Source organism: Fictibacillus sp. WQ 8-8 (genome assembly GCF_024494405.1).
Classification (GTDB): Bacteria; Bacillota; Bacilli; order Bacillales; family Fictibacillaceae; genus Fictibacillus_C; species Fictibacillus_C marinisediminis.
On the sequence record NZ_JAMXKG010000003.1, the window covers coordinates 642,251 to 660,293 of the forward strand.

General features: G+C 45.0%; 20 protein-coding genes and 1 riboswitch. Of the genes, 19 read left to right on the top strand and 1 reads right to left on the bottom strand.

Annotated elements, in window-relative coordinates; genetic code table 11:
• Positions 1-97 precede the first annotated feature (97 nt).
• The 16 genes from remA to spoVM all read left to right on the top strand — a co-directional run bounded on the left by remA (position 98) and on the right by spoVM (position 14,708).
• On the top strand, positions 98-361 hold the full coding sequence (gene remA / locus M1K46_RS08685) for an extracellular matrix/biofilm regulator RemA (RefSeq protein WP_053358281.1): 264 nt from the start codon (positions 98-100) through the stop codon (positions 359-361).
• Positions 362-373: 12 nt separating this feature from the next.
• A complete protein-coding gene (gene gmk, locus M1K46_RS08690; RefSeq protein WP_053354545.1) occupies positions 374-988 on the top strand; it encodes a guanylate kinase in 615 nt (204 codons plus the stop codon).
• A gap of 2 nt (positions 989-990) precedes the next feature.
• The gene (gene rpoZ / locus M1K46_RS08695) at positions 991-1,194 is read left to right on the top strand and encodes a DNA-directed RNA polymerase subunit omega (RefSeq protein ID WP_053354544.1); all 204 of its coding nucleotides are present in this window, start codon (positions 991-993) and stop codon (positions 1,192-1,194) included.
• 124 nt (positions 1,195-1,318) lie between these two features.
• Positions 1,319-2,512 carry a bifunctional phosphopantothenoylcysteine decarboxylase/phosphopantothenate--cysteine ligase CoaBC gene (coaBC, locus tag M1K46_RS08700; RefSeq protein WP_256225845.1) on the top strand — a complete coding sequence of 398 codons (1,194 nt, stop codon included), beginning with the start codon at positions 1,319-1,321 and terminating at the stop codon, positions 2,510-2,512.
• The gene (gene priA / locus M1K46_RS08705) at positions 2,509-4,926 is read left to right on the top strand and encodes a primosomal protein N' (protein ID WP_256225727.1); all 2,418 of its coding nucleotides are present in this window, start codon (positions 2,509-2,511) and stop codon (positions 4,924-4,926) included. Before coaBC ends, priA begins: the two co-directional genes overlap by 4 nt.
• Positions 4,927-4,950: 24 nt before the next feature.
• The gene (def, locus tag M1K46_RS08710) at positions 4,951-5,424 is read left to right on the top strand and encodes a peptide deformylase (protein ID WP_256225728.1); all 474 of its coding nucleotides are present in this window, start codon (positions 4,951-4,953) and stop codon (positions 5,422-5,424) included.
• A 9-nt stretch (positions 5,425-5,433) separates the two neighbouring features.
• Positions 5,434-6,369 (top strand): methionyl-tRNA formyltransferase, encoded by a 936-nt coding sequence (gene fmt, locus M1K46_RS08715; RefSeq protein ID WP_256225730.1) that lies wholly within the window; start codon positions 5,434-5,436, stop codon positions 6,367-6,369.
• Entirely contained in the window at positions 6,366-7,739 is a 1,374-nt protein-coding gene (rsmB, locus tag M1K46_RS08720) for a 16S rRNA (cytosine(967)-C(5))-methyltransferase RsmB (protein WP_053354540.1), read from the top strand. The genes fmt and rsmB overlap by 4 nt, the downstream gene beginning before the upstream one ends.
• The gene (rlmN, locus tag M1K46_RS08725; protein ID WP_053354539.1) at positions 7,733-8,818 is read left to right on the top strand and encodes a 23S rRNA (adenine(2503)-C(2))-methyltransferase RlmN; all 1,086 of its coding nucleotides are present in this window, start codon (positions 7,733-7,735) and stop codon (positions 8,816-8,818) included. Before rsmB ends, rlmN begins: the two co-directional genes overlap by 7 nt.
• A 6-nt stretch (positions 8,819-8,824) precedes the next feature.
• Complete coding sequence (locus tag M1K46_RS08730; protein ID WP_053354538.1) at positions 8,825-9,589, top strand: Stp1/IreP family PP2C-type Ser/Thr phosphatase; 765 nt, start codon at positions 8,825-8,827, stop codon at positions 9,587-9,589.
• A complete protein-coding gene (gene pknB, locus M1K46_RS08735) occupies positions 9,590-11,584 on the top strand; it encodes a Stk1 family PASTA domain-containing Ser/Thr kinase (protein ID WP_256225732.1) in 1,995 nt (664 codons plus the stop codon). It abuts the gene before it with no gap.
• Positions 11,574-12,467 (top strand): ribosome small subunit-dependent GTPase A, encoded by an 894-nt coding sequence (rsgA, locus tag M1K46_RS08740; protein ID WP_053354536.1) that lies wholly within the window; start codon positions 11,574-11,576, stop codon positions 12,465-12,467. Before pknB ends, rsgA begins: the two co-directional genes overlap by 11 nt.
• Position 12,468: 1 nt before the next feature.
• Positions 12,469-13,116: a ribulose-phosphate 3-epimerase gene (gene rpe, locus M1K46_RS08745; RefSeq protein ID WP_256225733.1), complete on the top strand. Its 648-nt coding sequence runs from the start codon at positions 12,469-12,471 to the stop codon at positions 13,114-13,116.
• 23 nt (positions 13,117-13,139) lie between these two features.
• Positions 13,140-13,247: riboswitch (TPP riboswitch) on the top strand.
• A gap of 72 nt (positions 13,248-13,319) precedes the next feature.
• Positions 13,320-13,892 carry an energy-coupled thiamine transporter ThiT gene (gene thiT, locus M1K46_RS08750; protein ID WP_256225734.1) on the top strand — a complete coding sequence of 191 codons (573 nt, stop codon included), beginning with the start codon at positions 13,320-13,322 and terminating at the stop codon, positions 13,890-13,892.
• On the top strand, positions 13,889-14,530 hold the full coding sequence (locus tag M1K46_RS08755) for a thiamine diphosphokinase (protein ID WP_053354534.1): 642 nt from the start codon (positions 13,889-13,891) through the stop codon (positions 14,528-14,530). The genes thiT and M1K46_RS08755 overlap by 4 nt, the downstream gene beginning before the upstream one ends.
• Before the next feature lie 97 nt (positions 14,531-14,627).
• Complete coding sequence (spoVM, locus tag M1K46_RS08760) at positions 14,628-14,708, top strand: stage V sporulation protein SpoVM (RefSeq protein WP_053354533.1); 81 nt, start codon at positions 14,628-14,630, stop codon at positions 14,706-14,708.
• Between the two features lie 93 nt (positions 14,709-14,801).
• Here spoVM and rpmB read toward each other — a convergent pair whose 3' ends face one another.
• Positions 14,802-14,990 (bottom strand): 50S ribosomal protein L28, encoded by a 189-nt coding sequence (gene rpmB / locus M1K46_RS08765; protein ID WP_053354532.1) that lies wholly within the window; start codon positions 14,988-14,990, stop codon positions 14,802-14,804.
• Between the two features lie 231 nt (positions 14,991-15,221).
• Between rpmB and M1K46_RS08770 the strand changes: the two genes are divergently transcribed.
• The 3 genes from M1K46_RS08770 (at position 15,222) to sdaAB (ending at position 18,032) form a co-directional block, all read left to right on the top strand.
• Positions 15,222-15,584: an Asp23/Gls24 family envelope stress response protein gene (locus M1K46_RS08770; protein WP_256225736.1), complete on the top strand. Its 363-nt coding sequence runs from the start codon at positions 15,222-15,224 to the stop codon at positions 15,582-15,584.
• 15 nt (positions 15,585-15,599) lie between these two features.
• The gene (locus tag M1K46_RS08775) at positions 15,600-17,276 is read left to right on the top strand and encodes a DAK2 domain-containing protein (RefSeq protein ID WP_256225737.1); all 1,677 of its coding nucleotides are present in this window, start codon (positions 15,600-15,602) and stop codon (positions 17,274-17,276) included.
• A gap of 93 nt (positions 17,277-17,369) precedes the next feature.
• Positions 17,370-18,032: an L-serine ammonia-lyase, iron-sulfur-dependent subunit beta gene (gene sdaAB, locus M1K46_RS08780; protein WP_256225739.1), complete on the top strand. Its 663-nt coding sequence runs from the start codon at positions 17,370-17,372 to the stop codon at positions 18,030-18,032.
• Positions 18,033-18,043 lie beyond the last annotated feature (11 nt).

An 18,043-nucleotide genomic window follows, 5' to 3' on the forward strand; every position in this document is an offset into this window, starting at 1 on the left:
GGGTACGGACATATCCATACATCGAATTAATTTCTACATAATGATTATGATCTTGCTCGTTCTGGCTAGAATAGAACTACCAACGTTAGGAGCGGTTATATACATGAAGCTAATCAATATTGGTTATGGAAACATTGTAGCAGCACACCGAATCATTTCCGTCGTAAGTCCGGAATCAGCGCCGATCAAACGCTTAATAACTATGGCAAGAGACGGAAATATGCTTATTGATGCCACATACGGCAGACGGACGAGGGCGGTCATCATTACGGACAGTGATCACGTTGTACTCTCTGCTGTTCAGCCTGAAACCGTGGCACAGCGGCTTCTCTCAATTGAAGAGGGAGCGGAAGAAAGTTAAGTGGAGGTAAGTATGGATAGAGAACGGGGCATTTTATTTGTGCTCTCCGGCCCATCCGGTGTCGGAAAAGGTACTGTATGCAAAGCGCTGAGAGCACAAAAGCTGGACATTCAATATTCAGTTTCAGCGACCACCCGAAATCCTCGGGTTGGAGAGGTTCATGGGGTAGATTATTTTTTCAAGTCTAAAGAAGAATTTCAAAACATGATTGAAAATAACGAACTGCTCGAATGGGCAGAATACGTTGGCAACTTCTATGGCACACCGATTGAGTATGTCAATCAGACACTGGATGAAGGCCGCGACGTTATTTTAGAAATTGAGGTTCAGGGAGCGCTTCAGGTACGAAAGACCTTTCCAGAAGGCGTTTTTATTTTTCTGACCCCGCCTAGTCTTGAAGAACTGCGAAGCCGCATTGTCGGCAGAGGAACTGAAACGGAAGACTTGATCAATAACCGCATGACAGTAGCCAGGGAAGAAATAGAAATGATGCAGCACTATGATTATTCCGTCGTAAATGATGAGATAAGCCATGCCTGCAGCAGGATCCAGTCTATTATCACCTCTGAACACTGCAAGGTGGACCGTGTAACCAATCGTTATAAAAAATTACTGGGAGATGAATAAGCATGCTGTATCCTTCAATTGATGCCCTTATGGACAAAATAGATTCAAAATATTCACTGGTGACCCTCTCTTCAAAAAGAGCAAGAGAGATTCAGAGAAGCAATAACGGAATCGTTGAAAACCCGGTTTCCCACAAATTTGTCGGAAAAGCTTTGGAAGAGATTTATGCGGGATATTTAACGCCAAAAAAGTCTGACACTGAATGATGATCAATAACAACCTATGATTATAGGTTGTTATTTTTTTCAATTTTTTCGGAATATTACATCTGTTAATCATAATTATATTATGTAAACAGATAGGCAGGGGGAGATTTCATTGGATCATTCAATGAAAAAGATTTTGCTTTGTGTAACTGGAGGGATTGCGGCATATAAGGCAGCAACGATCGCAAGCCAGCTGTATCAGCTGGGGTTTGAGGTAAAGGTAATGATGTCAGAGTCATCACAGAAGTTTATTACTCCGTTGACACTGCAAACCTTATCCCGGAACGAAGTCTACACCGATACATTCGAAGAACGGAATCCAAAAGTTGTTGCCCATATTGACCTTGCGGATTGGGCAGACCTTGCTGTCGTGGCACCGGCTACCGCTAACTGCATTGGCAAACTGGCAAACGGGATAGCTGATGACATGATTACAACAACTTTGCTGGCCACTACGGCACCGATAATGATTGCGCCTGCAATGAATGTCAACATGTATCAGCATCCTGCTGTTCAGGCAAACATGCAAAAGCTGGCAGACTACGGATACCGGTTCGTGGAACCAGGGGAAGGGCTGCTCGCATGCGGCTATATCGGAAAAGGGAGACTTGCTGAGCCAGAAGAAATTATTGCCTGTATTAAGGATTTCTCTGCCGGGCAGATGGATTTGCCTCTTGAAGGGAAAAAGGTCTTGATTACAGCGGGACCAACGAGAGAACAGGTGGACCCTGTGCGTTACTTCACGAATTATTCATCCGGGAAAATGGGTTATGCCATTGCAAGGGCGGCAGCAGAAATGGGAGCTTCAGTCACCTTGGTCAGCGGACCAACAGCGCTTGATAAACCTGCAGGCGTCAAGTTCATATCGGTAGAATCCACCGATGAAATGTTTCATGCGGTTATGAAAGAGTACCCTGAAATGGATCTCGTTATTAAGTCGGCGGCTGTTGCAGACTATACTCCCCGGATTAAATATGGTGAAAAAGTTAAGAAAAAGAATGAGAGCTGGTCGGTGGAAATGGAGAAAACGACCGATATTCTGTCAGTACTCGGAGAGAAAAAAGAGAGACAAGTCCTCGTGGGATTTGCCGCAGAAACCGGAAACCTTGAGGGTTATGCGCTCGACAAACTGAAACGCAAAAACCTGGATATGATCGTTGCCAATAACGTCACTCAAGAAGGGGCCGGCTTCAGTGTTGATACAAACCGTGTGGTCATTTATAAAAAGGACGGTTCTGCAAAGGAATATCCGCTGCTGTCAAAAGATAAAGTGGCTCAGGAAGTTTTGGCGCAGGCTATGGAACTGATGCCTCTATGATCGCAAAAGTTATCGTGGATGTGCCGGCCAGCAATGTAAACCGCACCTTCGATTACCTTGTGCCTGAAGAACTGAAAGATACAGTTAAACCCGGTATGAGGGTAGCCGTGCCTTTTGGACCAAGAAAACTGCAAGGCTTTGTCATCGAGCTTGGCGAGGAAACTTCTGTTCAAAAATTAAAGAAGATCATTGAACTTCTGGATCCGGTCCCAGTATTGACTGAAGAACTCCTGAAACTCGGCAAGTGGGTATCGGATCAGACACTCTGTTTCTTAATCACAGCTTATCAGGCTATGATTCCAGCTGCTTTAAAAGCTACCTACCACAAGGAATTCAGGCTGGTTGACGGAGTCGGCCTCGCTGACTTGCCGGACGAAGCTAGAGAGTGGTTTAAACACCGGGAATACATCCCGATGGAAGATCTGCTGAAAATTTCACCGACACCGCTTGCCCTCTTCCAAAAACTTGTTCAAAAGAATTCCCTGGAAGTGATCTACAGGATGTCAGACAAAATAACGAAGAAAAAAATAAAGATCGTGCAGAGACGGGGAACAGAAGAGGAGAGACTGCAGCATATCGAATCACTTTCCAAACAGGCGGTTAAGCAAAAAGAGATTCTATCATTTCTTCATGAGTCTGAAAGCCCTGTAGTATTAAAAGATCTTCTAGAGATGTTCGACACGACAAGGTCCACAGTCCAAGCCTTGGAGAGCAAAGGTTTTATAGAGATAGCGGAGAAGGAGATCTACCGTGATCCGTATGGTGGCCGTGAATTTAAAAGAACGCAGCCCCTGCTCTTAACCTCTCAGCAGGAACAAAGCATTCAGCCTGTTTTGGCTGCTCTCGAGGAGAAGAGGCATGAAACTATTCTGCTTCATGGCGTTACAGGAAGCGGTAAAACAGAAATCTATCTGCAGAGTATTGACAAGGCAATTCAAATGGGGCAGGAAGCCATTGTATTAGTGCCTGAGATCTCTCTGACACCGCAGATGGTAAACCGTTTTAAAGGGCGGTTCGGTTCAAGGGTTGCTGTTTTGCATAGTGCTCTGTCCGCCGGAGAAAAATATGATGAGTGGCGAAAAATTCAGCGTAAAGAGGTATCTGTTGTGGTAGGTGCCCGGTCGGCAGTTTTCGCTCCGTTTGAAAATCTGGGCCTGATCATCATCGATGAAGAGCATGAATCAAGCTATAAGCAAGAGGAAAATCCCCGTTATCATGCGCGGGATGTTGCTGTCCAGCGGGGAGAGCATCATCAGTGTCCGGTAATTCTAGGAAGCGCAACACCGTCACTTGAATCTTATGCCAGAGCTCAAAAAGGGGTCTACACGCTCTGTGAGTTAAGCGACAGAGTGAACAAGCGGGAGCTTCCCTCTGTTTCGGTAGTGGATATGAGGGAAGAGCTCAGGGCAGGAAACCGCTCGATGTTTTCCCGTGAGTTATTTGATAAAATCAATGACCGCCTAAAACGCGGAGAACAATCTGTATTGTTTCTCAACCGCAGAGGCTACTCATCGTTTATTCTTTGCAGAGACTGCGGATATGTCGGAGAATGCCCGCATTGTGATATTTCTCTTACGTACCATAAAAAACAGCATCTGCTTAAATGCCATTATTGCGGCCATCAGGAACCGATGCCTTCCCAATGTCCCATGTGTGAAAGCCAGTATATCCGTTTTTTTGGCACAGGGACACAAAAGGTGGAGGAGGAGCTCGCCAAGCTGCTGCCTCACGCAAGAGTGATCAGGATGGATGTGGATACCACCGGGCGAAAAGGGAGCCATGAAAAGCTCCTAAATCAGTTTGGTGAAGGAAAAGCAGACATATTGCTCGGCACGCAGATGATCGCTAAGGGGCTTGATTTTCCAAAAGTGACACTGGTGGGGGTGCTCGCTGCGGACACGATGCTGCACCTTCCCGATTTCAGGGCCTCTGAAAAAACCTTTCAGCTCCTCACTCAGGTCAGCGGAAGAGCAGGGCGGCACGAGCTTTCGGGAGAAGTGGTCGTACAGACCTACACCGTCGGCCATTACAGCATCGATCTGGCATCAGGACATGATTATCATTCGTTCTATGAAACGGAAATGCAGATCAGACGGGAGCACAAATATCCTCCGTATTACTATTTGACGCTCATTTCGTTTTCGCACACTGAGCTATTGAAGGCTGTAGATGCCAGTGAAAAATCGGCATCCTATCTTCAGCAGAAAGTGTCTCCGGGAACAATCATCCTGGGTCCGGTCGTCTCGCCGATCGCCCGTATTAAAGATAGATATCGATATCAGGTAATGATAAAATACAAAAATGAACCTCGGCTGAGTGACTTGATCTCAGAGCTATTGCAGCATTTTCAGCATGAAATGGATGGGAACGGCCTGCAGATTTCAGTCGATATGAATGCGCAAAATATTATGTAAGCCTATAGATGGGAGAGAATGAGGATGGGAGTTAGGGAGATTGTATGTTATCCTGATAAAATTTTAGAAAAGAAATGTGAAAAAGTGACAGAATTCAACCAGAAGCTGAGCCAGCTGATCGATGATATGTTTGAAACGATGTATGAAGCGGAAGGAGTAGGTCTCGCCGCTCCTCAGATTGGAATCGGCAAACAGATTGCTGTAGTTGATGTCGGAGATGAAACAGGTAAAATTGAACTGGTCAACCCGGTCATTGAAAAAATGGAAGGCGAACAGGACGGTCCAGAAGGGTGCCTTAGCTTCCCAGGTATATTTGGAGATGTTAAACGCGCTCAAAAAGTCAGTGTGACTGCGCAGGACAGACATGGAAGAACGTTCACGATTACTGCAGAAGACTTTCTTGCCCGCGCCCTTCAGCATGAGATCGACCATCTGAACGGAATTCTATTTACCTCTAAGGTCAGTTCGTATTATGAAACGGGAGAGTTTGAAAGGTAGGAGTTACAAATGAAAATAGTATTTATGGGAACGCCTGATTTTTCTGTGCCAGTACTGCGCAGACTCGTTAACGACGGCTATGAAGTCGCAGCCGTCGTCACGCAGCCGGACAAGCCGCAAGGGAGGAAAAAGGAAATTAAGCCAACGCCGGTGAAAGCAGAAGCCGAATTGCACGGCATTCCTGTCTTGCAGCCTGTAAAACTAAAGAATGAGTTTCAGGGAATTTTAGATCTACAGCCGGATCTGATCGTAACTGCGGCATACGGACAAATCTTGCCTTCAGAAATATTAGAAGCACCGGAATATGGCTGTATTAATGTTCATGCTTCACTACTGCCGGAATACCGAGGCGGAGCGCCGATCCATCAGAGTATCATTGACGGCAAGAAAGAAACGGGCGTAACGATCATGTACATGGTAGACAAGCTCGATGCCGGCGACATTCTGACACAGGTAGTGGTCCCAATAGGTGAAGAAGACCATGTCGACAGCATGTTCAGTAAACTCAGCATTGCAGGAGCAGAACTCTTATCCAAGACAATACCTGACCTGATCGAGGGGAAATTGACCCCGATAAAGCAAGATGATGATAAAGTTACCTATGCCTATAATATCTCTAGGGAAAAAGAGAAGATCGACTGGACAATGAGCGGTGAAGCCATCTATAACCAGATAAGAGGACTTCATCCTTGGCCGGTTGCATTTTCCACACTGAATGGCCAGACGTTAAAAATATGGTGGGGGAAAAAGGTGCCTGTTCCATCGGATGCAGTGCCTGGGACTGTTCTTGAAACAAGCAAAGAGGGATTGACGGTGAAGACCGGAGATTCTACAGGAATATTGATCACCGATCTGCAGCCGGCCGGAAAAAAACGCATGGCAGCTTCACAATTTTTGCAAGGAGCCAAACTGGAACCGGGTACAAAGCTGGGTGAAGAACTGTGAAACAAAACGTGAGAAATACTGCAGTTGAAGTTTTATTGAAAATTGAACAAAATCAGGCCTATAGCAATCTTTTGCTGAATCAGTCCATACAGAAGGCCAATCTTAGCCAAAAGGATGTCGGATTGCTGACAGAGCTTGTATACGGGACTGTCCAGCGGAAAAACACTCTTGATTATCTGCTGGAGCCTTTTGTCGCAAAAGGGTTGAAAAAGCTTGAAAAATGGGTGCTTGTCCTGCTGAGGATGTCGCTCTACCAAATGGTCTATCTCGATAAGATTCCGGATCATGCCATCATTAATGAAGCGGTGGAAATTGCTAAGAAACGAGGGCATAAAGGGATCTCCGGCATGGTAAACGGCGTGCTGAGAAGAATTCAGAGGGAAGGAACGGCTGATCTTTCCGAATTGACCCATGATGAGGAAAGGCTCGCTCTTCAATACAGCATGCCAGAGTGGCTGGTCCAGCGATGGATCACTCAGTATGGCTTGGATAATGCTGAAAAGATGTGCGCGGCCAACATGGAGCCTGCCCCGGTTACGGGCCGTGTCAACAGCATGAGATCCAGCAGGGAGAAAGTGCTGCAATCGCTGCATGATGAAGGCATAGAGGGGAGCAACGGCGGCCTTTCGCCCGATGCGATTAAATTAAAAAAAGGTAGCCTTTCACATTCTTCTGCATTTAAGGAAGGATATGTTACAATACAAGACGAAAGCTCCATGCTCGTTGCAAGGGCGCTTAATCCATCATCAAACGAAAAAATCCTGGATGCCTGTGCAGCTCCTGGAGGAAAAACGACCCATATTGCCGAACTGTTAAATAATACGGGAGAGGTAACGGCCCTGGATCTTCACCCTCATAAGGTGAAATTGATACAGGAGCAGGCGGAGCGCCTCGGCCTTACCAATATCAAAACGGAAGCTCTTGACAGCCGTAAGGCCGGCGAAAAGTTTTCTGTGTCATCGTTTGACAGGATTCTGGTAGATGCACCGTGCAGCGGTTTCGGAGTGATACGAAAAAAGCCCGACATCAAATGGTCGAAAAAAGAAGAGGATATCCATCGCATAGCCGAGATTCAGATGCAGATCCTCGATAAAGTGGCCGAACTGTTAAAACCCGGCGGTACTTTACTTTACAGTACATGTACCGTCGATAAAGAGGAAAATGATGAAATTGCAGATGCTTTCTTAAAGCATCATCCTGATTTTGAATGGGACAAGTCTTTTAACGAACGGCTTCCTGAAACATTACAGCCGTACCTTAAACCTGCTGAAGCACAGGTACAGATTCTTCCTCATTATTTTAACAGTGATGGTTTTTACCTTGCATGCTTTAAGAAAAAGACTACAACTGGTGGTGAAACCCGATGTTAAAACCGTTAAGTGAAAAACAGCAGAACCCGGCAATTATGCCTTCTATTTTTTCGCTTGAGCTGACAGATCTGGAAAATTGGCTTTCTGATATAAAAGAACCTAAATTCCGTGCTTCCCAGGTTTATGATTGGCTTTACGAAAAAAGAATTACGAGTTATGAAGAAATGTCGAACCTTCCTAAAGGGCTTCGCGATAAGATGCAAGAAACCTTTCATATTCAGCCGATGAAAGAATTAGCCCGTCAGGAATCTTCTGATGGTACGATAAAATTTTTGTTTGAACTCCAGGACGGTTATTCTATCGAAACAGTCCTGATGCGCCATGAATATGGAAACAGCGTATGTGTGACAACACAGGTAGGCTGCCGTCTCGGCTGTACATTCTGTGCGTCAACGCTCGGCGGGTTAAAGAGAAATCTGCATGCCGGCGAGATTGTAGCTCAAGTGCTTCAAGTGCAGCGTGCGCTCGATGCCACTGAAGAAAGAGTAAGCTCAATTGTCATCATGGGGATTGGTGAACCTTTCGATAACTACGAAGGACTGATCAAGTTCCTAAAAGTAGTAAACCACGACAAAGGGCTGAATATCGGTGCAAGGCATATTACGGTTTCCACAAGCGGAATCGTGCCTTACATCTACAAATTTGCTGATGAAGGAATGCAGATCAACTTTGCGGTATCCCTTCATGCTCCGAATACTGAAATCAGAAGCAGGCTCATGCCGGTCAACCGCATGTATCCAATGGAAGAACTGATGGAATCAATTCGTTATTACATCAAGAAGACCGGGCGCCGGATTTCTTTCGAATATGGTCTTTTCGGCGGTGTGAATGATCAGGTTGAACATGCTGAAGAACTGGCAGATCTGATTAAAAACGTAAAATGCCATGTAAACCTGATTCCTGTCAACTATGTACCGGAACGTGATTATGTCCGGACACCTAAGAAGCAGATCTTCAAATTTTTAGATACGCTAAAAAAACGGGGTGTCAATGCTACCCTACGCAGGGAGCAGGGACATGATATTGACGCAGCCTGCGGGCAGTTAAGAGCGAAGGAGCGTCAGGAAGAGACGAGGTGACGTAAATTGCAGTATGCCTTTAAAACAGATACTGGTAGAGTTCGTCAGCATAATGAAGACAGCGGGGGAGTGTTCACAAAAGGTGAACACTTTCTTGCCCTTATTGCGGATGGCATGGGCGGACATAAAGCCGGAGATGTTGCCAGTTCCAAAACAATCCAGTCATTTGAGGAAGCCTGGAACGCTTCTTCAGAAGAAATTTCGGAGACTCCTGTAAAGGCTGAAGAGTGGCTTTTAGAAACCGTAACACAGACCAATTTGGATCTGCATCAGTATGCAAATAAGAATATTGACTGCAGCGGGATGGGGACAACGCTTGTCGGAGCCCTTTGCACACCTTCCTATTTAACGATTTTACATATCGGTGACAGCCGCGTTTATTATTTTTCTGAAAAAAAGCTGATTCAAAAGACCGAAGACCATACCCTCGTTAATGAGCTGGTGCGGTCAGGGCAGCTATCGGAAACAGAAGCGGAAAATCACCCTAGAAAGAATGTGATTTTGCGGGCCCTTGGAACGGATGACCATATTGATGTGGATATTCAAACGATTTCCTGGGGCGAGGGAGATATCGTTTTGTTATGTTCAGACGGCCTCTCTAACAAAGTAACCCGCGAAACGATGGAAAACATACTGAATGATGACAACCTCTCGTTGGAAGATAAAGCTGATCGACTTGTGAACCTTGCAAATGAGGCCGGAGGAGAGGATAATATCACGATTGGACTCGTCCATTATACGCCCCAGACACCGGAAAAGGGAGTAAGTTAAATGATTGGCAAGCGTATAAGCGGCCGCTATAAGTTGCTTGAAGTCATCGGTGATGGCGGAATGGCAATCGTATACCGTGCCAAGGACTTAATCCTTGACCGGGATGTTGCGGTTAAAATACTTCGATCAGAGTTTTCAGACGACGAGGAGTTCATCAAACGATTCAGAAGAGAGGCTGAAGCGGCAACGAGTCTCGCCCATCCTCACATCGTAAGCATATTTGATGTGGGAGAGGAAAATAACGTGTACTTCATAGTCATGGAGTATGTAAAAGGGAAAACGTTAAAACAATACATCAGGGACCACGGCCGCCTGTCTGTTGAAGAATCCATACAGATTATCAGGCAGATTGCCTCAGGAATGGTTGCAGCTCATGAGCATGGGATCATACACAGAGATATCAAGCCCCATAATATCTTAATTGATGAGCATGGATTGGCAAAAGTAACAGACTTTGGGATCGCTCTCGCCATCACATCCGCAACGATTACCCATACGAACTCAGTGCTTGGATCGGTCCATTACTTCTCTCCGGAACAGGCGCGAGGGGGAGTGGCCAATGCAAAATCGGACATCTATTCCCTAGGTGTTGTGCTGTTTGAAATGCTGACAGGCAGGGTTCCGTTTACAGGGGAATCACCGGTATCCGTAGCCCTCAAGCATCTTCAGGAGGAAGTTCCCGAGCCAAGGAAAATCAATCCGGAAATTCCGCAGAGTGTTGAAAATATTATTCTTAAAGCACTGACAAAAAATCCGGTGTACCGGTATGACAGTGCTCTTGAAATGATGGACGACCTGGATACGGCGCTCTCTCCTCACCGTCTGCATGAGCAGCGGTGGAGCAATTTTGATGATGCGGCAGATGCTACACGGATCATGCCTCCGGTATCCATGAACAAAGCAGTCGAAAAGCCAGCTTCAAATCTAAAAGAAACCGCTGAACCACCGGCCAAAAAGAAGAAAAAAAGTTGGTGGCTTGTACTGCTGATTTTACTGCTTTTGCTCGCAGGTGCTGGAGCGGCTGCCTTTGTGGTCATGCCTGGATGGTTTAAAGTGAAAGATGTTTCTGTTCCCAATGTTATCCACAAAGATTACGAATACGGGTTTGAACGGCTCGCAAAGCTCGGTTTTAACGTCGAGCGGAAAGAGCGCTTCGATGAAGATGTGGAACAGGGGAAAATTATAAAACAGGATCCTGATCCCCATTCTATGGTTAAAGAAGGCAGCACGGTTACACTTTTTGTTTCTAAAGGCTTTAAGAAAGTGGACATGCTGGATCTTACCGGAATGGGTGAAGATGCTGCACGAGACCTCTTAAACGAAAGAGGCTACGATAGCAAGAACATTGAGACCATACCGGTGGAATCAGAGGAAACTCCTGAGGGTGAGGTCGTCTCACAAAGCCCGGATAAAGGGGAAAAAGTCAATCCGAGCGAAATACAGGTGATTCTTCGTGTCAGTACTGGCCCGCCTTCGATTCAGCTTGAGAACTTGTCAAATTCCTCGAGGGAAGATGTTGAGAAATACATCTCGCAGGAAGGGCTTAGAGTCAACTTTACAAAAGAGTACTCTGATACCGTAGAAGAAGGAAAGGTCATCTCGCAAAAACCTTCACCTTATACGAATGTCAAAAAAGGTTCTACGGTTGATGTCGTTATTTCAAAGGGCAAGAAACCAGAACCGAAGCCCAAACCAAAGCCTGATGATCAGGAAGACATCACATTTAATAATAAAATAACGGTTGAAGTTTCAAAGGGTGATGAGAATAAACAATTCCAGGTCAGAATTGTTTACAGCGATGCCAAAGAGGAAAATGCTGTTTTCGTAGAAGAAGAAATTTCCCAGACGAAAGAGTATATGGTGCCTTTGACCGTCTCGCCGGACCATGATGCTTCCTATACCGTTTATTTAAATGGGAAAGAGCAGGCATCAAAAACATTTAATTATCAAGATGCGAAGGAAGGTAAATTCAAAGGAGCGAACAATGGACAATAAGACTGAAGGCAGAATTATTAAATCAGTCGCAGGATTCTATTATGTACAATACAATGACAAAGTCTTTCAATGCAGAGGCCGGGGCAATTTCCGTAAAAAGAAAATTACGCCTGTGGTCGGAGATTGGGTCGTATTTGAATCCTCCAACCCGACAGACGGATACATTATGGATGTTAAGGAAAGAAAGAACGAGTTAAACCGGCCGCCAATTTCAAATGTTGACCAGGCAATTCTCGTTTTCTCTGCCGTCCGGCCGGAATTTTCAAGTTCGCTGCTGGACCGTTTTCTTGTTCATATCGAAGACAATGGCATTCAGCCGGTGATCTGCATTACGAAGATGGATTTGATTGAAAGTGCAGAGTATCAGAAGGAAATCGAAAATTACATCGCTGCTTATAAGAAGCTCGGCTATGAGGTCATTCCAACCTCTGCGATGTCGCTTGCCGGCATGGATGACATCAAACCGATATTTAAAGGAAAAACGAGCGTCTTCGCAGGACAGTCCGGGGTAGGGAAGTCGTCTCTCTTGAATGCGCTGATGCCTGAACTCATGCTGGAGACGAATGACATATCAGATCATCTTGGACGCGGAAAGCATACAACGAGGCATGTTGAACTCCTTCCTTTTGAAGAGGGCTTGATCGCAGACACTCCTGGGTTCAGCTCCTTGGACTTTGTAGAAATTGAAACCGAAGAGCTCTCCTACAACTTCCCTGAGATGAAACAGAGGGTATCACAATGCAAGTTTCGCGGCTGCACTCACAGCTCTGAACCGAAATGCGCAGTAAAAAAAGCAGTGGAAGAGGGAGAGATCCCATCGTTCCGCTATGAGCATTATCTTGAATTTTTGCAGGAAATCAAGGATCAAAAACGGAGGTACTAGCATGGTAAAAGTTGCGCCTTCCATTCTTTCCGCAGACTTTTCAAAGCTCGGTGAAGAAATTAAGGCAGTGGAAGAAAACGGTGCTGATTATATCCATATCGATGTGATGGATGGGCATTTTGTGCCGAATATTACGATGGGACCTTTAGTCGTTAAAGCAATCAGGCCGCTCACTAAACTGACATTTGATGTCCATTTAATGATTGAAAACCCTGACCGGTATATCCCGGAGTTTGCAAAAGCAGGTGCTGATATCATTACTGTTCATGTTGAAGCATGTCCGCACCTTCATCGGACCATTCAATTAATTAAAGAGCAGGGAAAAAAGGCAGGGGTCGTATTAAATCCTGCTACTCCTGTTGAAACCATTCAGCATATTTTGGCTGATATAGACCTTGTACTCATCATGTCTGTAAATCCAGGCTTTGGTGGACAATCCTTCATCCACGCTGTGCTGCCAAAGATTGAAGTATTATCTGCGAGGATCAAGGAGCAAGGCTTGAACGTTGAAATTGAGGTGGACGGCGGCGTGAATGCAGAGACTGCCCGTCTTTGTGAGAAAGCTGGAGCTACCGTACTTGTAGCGGGATCAGCCATTTATGGGCAAAAAGACATAAAGGGTGCAATCCGTACCATTCGTGGTGTATAATATATTAGAGAATAATTGAAAAAAGTAACCACAGGGGGAGTCCCATACAGGGGCTGAGAGGGGAGTACACTCCCGACCCTTTGAACCTGAAGCAGGATCATGCCTGCGTAGGAATGTGGAGTCGCTGTTGTTAACGCTAAGCAACCGTCATTCACATGCCGGTTGCTTTTTTCTTTTCTTAATGAGTTTAGGAGGAGATTGATTTGAGTAAAAAAATTATGTTTTTGACTGAAGTGGCGATGATGTCAGCGTTGGCTATCATACTTAGTTTTGTTCAATTTAAAGGGCTTTGGGCAAATGGAGGCTCAGTTTCATTGGAGATGCTGCCAATCTTTTTAATGGCATTCCGCAGAGGGGTCCCTGGCGGAGTATTAACTGGTCTGATTGTCGGGATGGTTAAAATCCTGGTTGATGGAACTGCAGGATACAATCCCGCTGGTTTGATCCTGGATTACCCTCTCGCGTTCCTATTGGCTGGATTTGCCGGGGTGTTTAAAGTCAGTTCGGCAAGCCAATCTAAAAGGAGGATCTCAGCGATTGTGGCAGGCATCGCCTTCGGAAGCCTGCTCCGTTTGGCCTCCCATGTTGTATCAGGAGTCATATTCTTTGCATCATACGCCCCAAAAGGCATGAACCCTGTCCTGTACTCCATTGTGTATAATGCTTCATACATGATCCCGGTTGCTTTGATCACTGCAGCAGCTTTTATTTTCTTGACAAAAAAAGCACCGCGGCTGCTGCACAGGACCGATCCAAGAGTTGTTAACGCGGCATGAAAATTATCATTTTAGCAGGAGGTCCGGAAGAAAGGCAGCCGGACCTCTCTTTATTTGCCGGCGAAAAGGCAGTCTGGGCGGGTGTTGACCGCGGCGTATTCTACTTGTTGAAAAAAGGAATCATACCTGGCTGTGTATTTGGAGATTTCGATTCTGTGAACAGAAGTGAGCGTGAGTGGATGGCTTCATTTAACCTTCCTTCATTTGAGTATGACAGTGAAAAGGATAAAACCGATCTAGAGCTGGCCCTTGATTGGGCACTGGAGCAAAAACCGGAACAGATCCTGCTAATGGGTGTTACGGGCGGGCGCCTGGATCATGAATTGGCCAATATCCAATTGCTCCTTCATGGACTCGAAGCCGGAATTAACATTGAAATATGGGACAGGCAGAATAAGATTGCCTTATCAGCACCAGGACCGCATATCATACAACAAGAGCCGGAGTTCTCCTATGTCTCATTCCTTCCATTTAACGGACCTGTTACCGGCCTGACTCTAAAAGGGTTCAAATATCCGCTTCAGGATCAATACTTGCCGATGGGTTCTACTCTCTGCATTTCCAATGAGCTTGTAAATAAAAGTGGTACTTATTCATTCTCGGGCGGCATATTAATGTTGGTAAAGAGCCATGATTAATATTTTATGCGTCGGGCCGCATGGAACTATTTTTATAAAAGCGAATATATTTATTAGGGAATGTCTTATTTTTCAAAGGGCCTGGAGGAGGGGTATGATGAAATTTTACACCATTAAACTGCCTAGGTTTTTAGGGGGATTTGTACGTGCGGTTTTAGGTTCATTTAAAAAAGGATAATCACTTCCATCCAAAAGAAAAAAGCACCCTTGATGGGTGCTTTTTTCTTTTGGAAATTAAAAAACAACGGGGATGCCGTTGTCTTAAGAGCGATTAAACGCGTTCAATTTTTCCAGATTTAAGGGCACGTGCAGAAACATAAACACGTTTAGGCTTCCCGTCAACCAAGATGCGGACTTTTTGAACGTTTACTCCCCAGCTCTTTTTAGATTTGTTCAATGCGTGGGAACGCTTGTTTCCTGTTTTAGGTCCTTTACCAGTAACGTAACATTTGCGTGACATAATTGTACCTCCTTTATAACAGTAAAACTGTATCATATCAGTCGTATGTTAAATACTAACCTATAGTAGCATGACCACTAAAGAAAAGCAACAAATGATTTTTCGCATTTCAAGTAAAAAGGCTTGACACAGCTTTGTGACTATTGTCAAATGGAGTTGTCCTTTCATAAAACTTAATTTTATAGTAAAATGAGGTTTAGCCATAATTGATTGATTAAAGGGGGATTCATCATGTCCATCGAAATGAAGAATAAATACGGCCAGATTGACATTTCTACGGAAGTGATCGCTACTATTGCTGGCGGCGCTGCTATTGATTGCTACGGAATTGTAGGCATGGCTTCCAGGAAGCAGTTAAAGGATGGTATTACCGAACTTTTAGGACGTGACAACTTCTCCCGGGGGATTGTGGTTCGGCAGGAAGAAGATGAAATACATATTGACATGTATATTATTGTAAGCTACGGAACAAAGATTTCTGAAGTAGCCCATAATGTACAGACAAAAGTGAAATATACCCTCGATCAAATGCTGGGTCTCTCAGTAGATTCTGTTAACATTTTTGTTCAGGGTGTAAGGGTAACAACCCCTTAGTTAGGAGGAAAGTTCGTGTCTTTAACAGTTTTAGACGGTAAAAAGTTTGCGGCCATGGTTGCATTGGGAGCCGCAAACTTATCAAAAAACGCAGCAATGGTAGATGCCCTTAATGTTTTTCCTGTGCCAGATGGGGATACAGGAACCAACATGAACCTTACGATTACTTCTGGTGCAAAAGAAGTTCAAAACAACATAATTCCCGATATCAGTAAAGTCGCGAGCTCTTTTTCCCGAGGCTTGCTCATGGGGGCAAGAGGCAACTCCGGGGTTATATTATCCCAGCTTTTCCGTGGTTTTTCAAAATCAATCGAAGGAAAAGAAACCATTACTTCGGCTGACTTTGCAAGAGCATTTGAGAACGGAGTAGAAACAGCCTATAAGGCTGTGATGAAGCCAATCGAGGGAACCATTCTTACGGTGGCTAAAGATGCGGCAAAACGTGCCGTTAAGGCGGCCAAAAAAAGTGATGATATCATTTTCGTCATGTACGAAGTTGTAACGGAAGCCAAAGCTTCCCTGGACAGAACACCTGACTTGCTTCCGGTATTGAAAGAAGTAGGCGTTGTTGATTCAGGCGGACAAGGCCTTCTGACGGTTTATGAAGGCTTTCTTTCCGCGCTGGAAGGAAAGGACCTTCCTGAAATTTCTCCGCAATCGCCTTCTATGAAGGAAATGGTTAATGCCGAGCACCATAAAGCACAGCTTCATATGAAAACCGAAGACATCCATTTCGGATACTGTACAGAGTTTATGGTGAAATTCGAACCTGAGAAATTAAAGAAGGCGCCTTTCAGTGAGGAAGCATTCCGCAATGAATTAAACGAGCATGGCGATTCTTTGCTTGTTGTTGCCGATGATGATCTTGTAAAAGTTCATATTCATACGGAACAGCCGGGCAACATGCTTACCCTTGCTCAGAAACATGGTAGTCTGATCAACATTAAAATTGAAAACATGCGTGAGCAGCATACTGCTATTTTGGAATCTGAGACACATGTGCCCGTTAAGATGCCTGAAGCTAAACAAGAGAAAATAGCATATGGCATCGTTACCGTAGCGATGGGGAGCGGCATTAAAGAATTGTTCACTTCACTCGGTGCCGGTTACGTTATTGAAGGCGGACAAACGATGAACCCTAGTACCGAAGATATCGTCAAAGCCATTGAAGAAGTGAATGCTGAAAAAGTAATCGTACTTCCGAACAACGGAAACATTGTTATGGCTGCAGAGCAGGCAGCATCCATCGTCGACCAGGATGTAATCGTCGTCCGCTCTAAAAACGTTCCTCAGGGAATGGCGGCTCTGCTTGTGTTTAACCCTTCAGCCGAATTGGAAGAAAATCAAAAGAAGATGACAGACGCGCTTTCAAGCGTAAAATCCGGACAGCTTACATTTGCTGTAAGAGATACTTCCATTGATGGCGTCGAGATTTCAAAAGGCGATTTCATGGGGATCTTGAACGGCAAGATCGTAGCTTCCATGCCGGATAAAGATGAAGCGGTTCAGGAGCTTGTAAAGGAAATGATTGATGAGGATTCTGAAATCATCACCCTGATTTCCGGTGAAGATGCATCGGATGAAGATACGGAACGTTTAGTTCAGTTTATCGAGGAATCTTTCCCTTCTGTAGAAGTGGAAGTCCATGAAGGCAGCCAGCCGCTATATCCTTTTATTATCTCAGTTGAGTAGGTAAAATGTTCTCTCCATTATTGTTGAGTTATGATACAGTAATGGAGGGAATATTTTTTATGTCAGCTATATATTTTTATCGGAGGGACATGAATGAAATACAAAAGTGTTTTTGATATAATCGGGCCGGTCATGATTGGGCCTTCAAGCTCCCATACAGCAGGAGCTGCGCGAATCGGGAGGGTCGCCCGCCACCTGTTTGGCAGGAAGCCAGAATATGCCCATATTTCTTTTTATGGTTCGTTTGCAAAAACGTACCGCGGACACGGGACTGATGTGGCCATCGTTGGCGGAATCCTTGATTTTGATACTTTTGATACTAGGATTGTGGATGCGCTTTCATTGGCAGAAGAGCAAGGTATTGATATAAAGATGACCGAGGAAGATGCACTGACCGATCATCCCAATACCGCAAAGATCATTCTTGGTGACCAGAATGGAAAAATTGAAATGGTTGGGATTTCGATCGGCGGAGGGAAAATAGAGATAGTTGAGCTTAACGGTTTTGAATTGAAGCTGAGCGGAAACCATCCTGCAATGCTGATTGTTCATAACGACAGATACGGAGCCATCGCAGGAGTTGCAAATATTCTCGCCAAGCATCAGATCAATATTGGCCACATGCGGGTTTCACGGAAAGAAAAAGGACAAGAAGCTCTCATGATCATTGAAGTAGACCAAAATATAGACCCGGTACTCATCGAGGAGATTGAATCGCTGCCAATTGTTCAGCAAGTGGTAAAAATTAATGAGTAACCTTGAAAGGG

Excerpts from the sequence above, each read along its gene's own strand:
- gmk (WP_053354545.1), top strand. The coding sequence starts at position 374 with ATGGATAGAGAACGGGGCATTTTATTTGTGCTCTCCGGCCCATCCGGT.
- def (WP_256225728.1), top strand. The coding sequence starts at position 4,951 with ATGGGAGTTAGGGAGATTGTATGTTATCCTGATAAAATTTTAGAAAAG.
- rlmN (WP_053354539.1), top strand. The coding sequence starts at position 7,733 with ATGTTAAAACCGTTAAGTGAAAAACAGCAGAACCCGGCAATTATGCCT.
- priA (WP_256225727.1), top strand. The coding sequence starts at position 2,509 with ATGATCGCAAAAGTTATCGTGGATGTGCCGGCCAGCAATGTAAACCGC.
- rpe (WP_256225733.1), top strand. The coding sequence starts at position 12,469 with ATGGTAAAAGTTGCGCCTTCCATTCTTTCCGCAGACTTTTCAAAGCTC.
- M1K46_RS08770 (WP_256225736.1), top strand. The coding sequence starts at position 15,222 with ATGTCCATCGAAATGAAGAATAAATACGGCCAGATTGACATTTCTACG.
- rpmB (WP_053354532.1), bottom strand. The coding sequence starts at position 14,990 with ATGTCACGCAAATGTTACGTTACTGGTAAAGGACCTAAAACAGGAAAC.
- pknB (WP_256225732.1), top strand. The coding sequence starts at position 9,590 with ATGATTGGCAAGCGTATAAGCGGCCGCTATAAGTTGCTTGAAGTCATC.
- rpoZ (WP_053354544.1), top strand. The coding sequence starts at position 991 with ATGCTGTATCCTTCAATTGATGCCCTTATGGACAAAATAGATTCAAAA.
- rsgA (WP_053354536.1), top strand. The coding sequence starts at position 11,574 with ATGGACAATAAGACTGAAGGCAGAATTATTAAATCAGTCGCAGGATTC.
- coaBC (WP_256225845.1), top strand. The coding sequence starts at position 1,319 with ATGAAAAAGATTTTGCTTTGTGTAACTGGAGGGATTGCGGCATATAAG.
- spoVM (WP_053354533.1), top strand. The coding sequence starts at position 14,628 with ATGAAATTTTACACCATTAAACTGCCTAGGTTTTTAGGGGGATTTGTA.
- M1K46_RS08755 (WP_053354534.1), top strand. The coding sequence starts at position 13,889 with ATGAAAATTATCATTTTAGCAGGAGGTCCGGAAGAAAGGCAGCCGGAC.
- fmt (WP_256225730.1), top strand. The coding sequence starts at position 5,434 with ATGAAAATAGTATTTATGGGAACGCCTGATTTTTCTGTGCCAGTACTG.
- sdaAB (WP_256225739.1), top strand. The coding sequence starts at position 17,370 with ATGAAATACAAAAGTGTTTTTGATATAATCGGGCCGGTCATGATTGGG.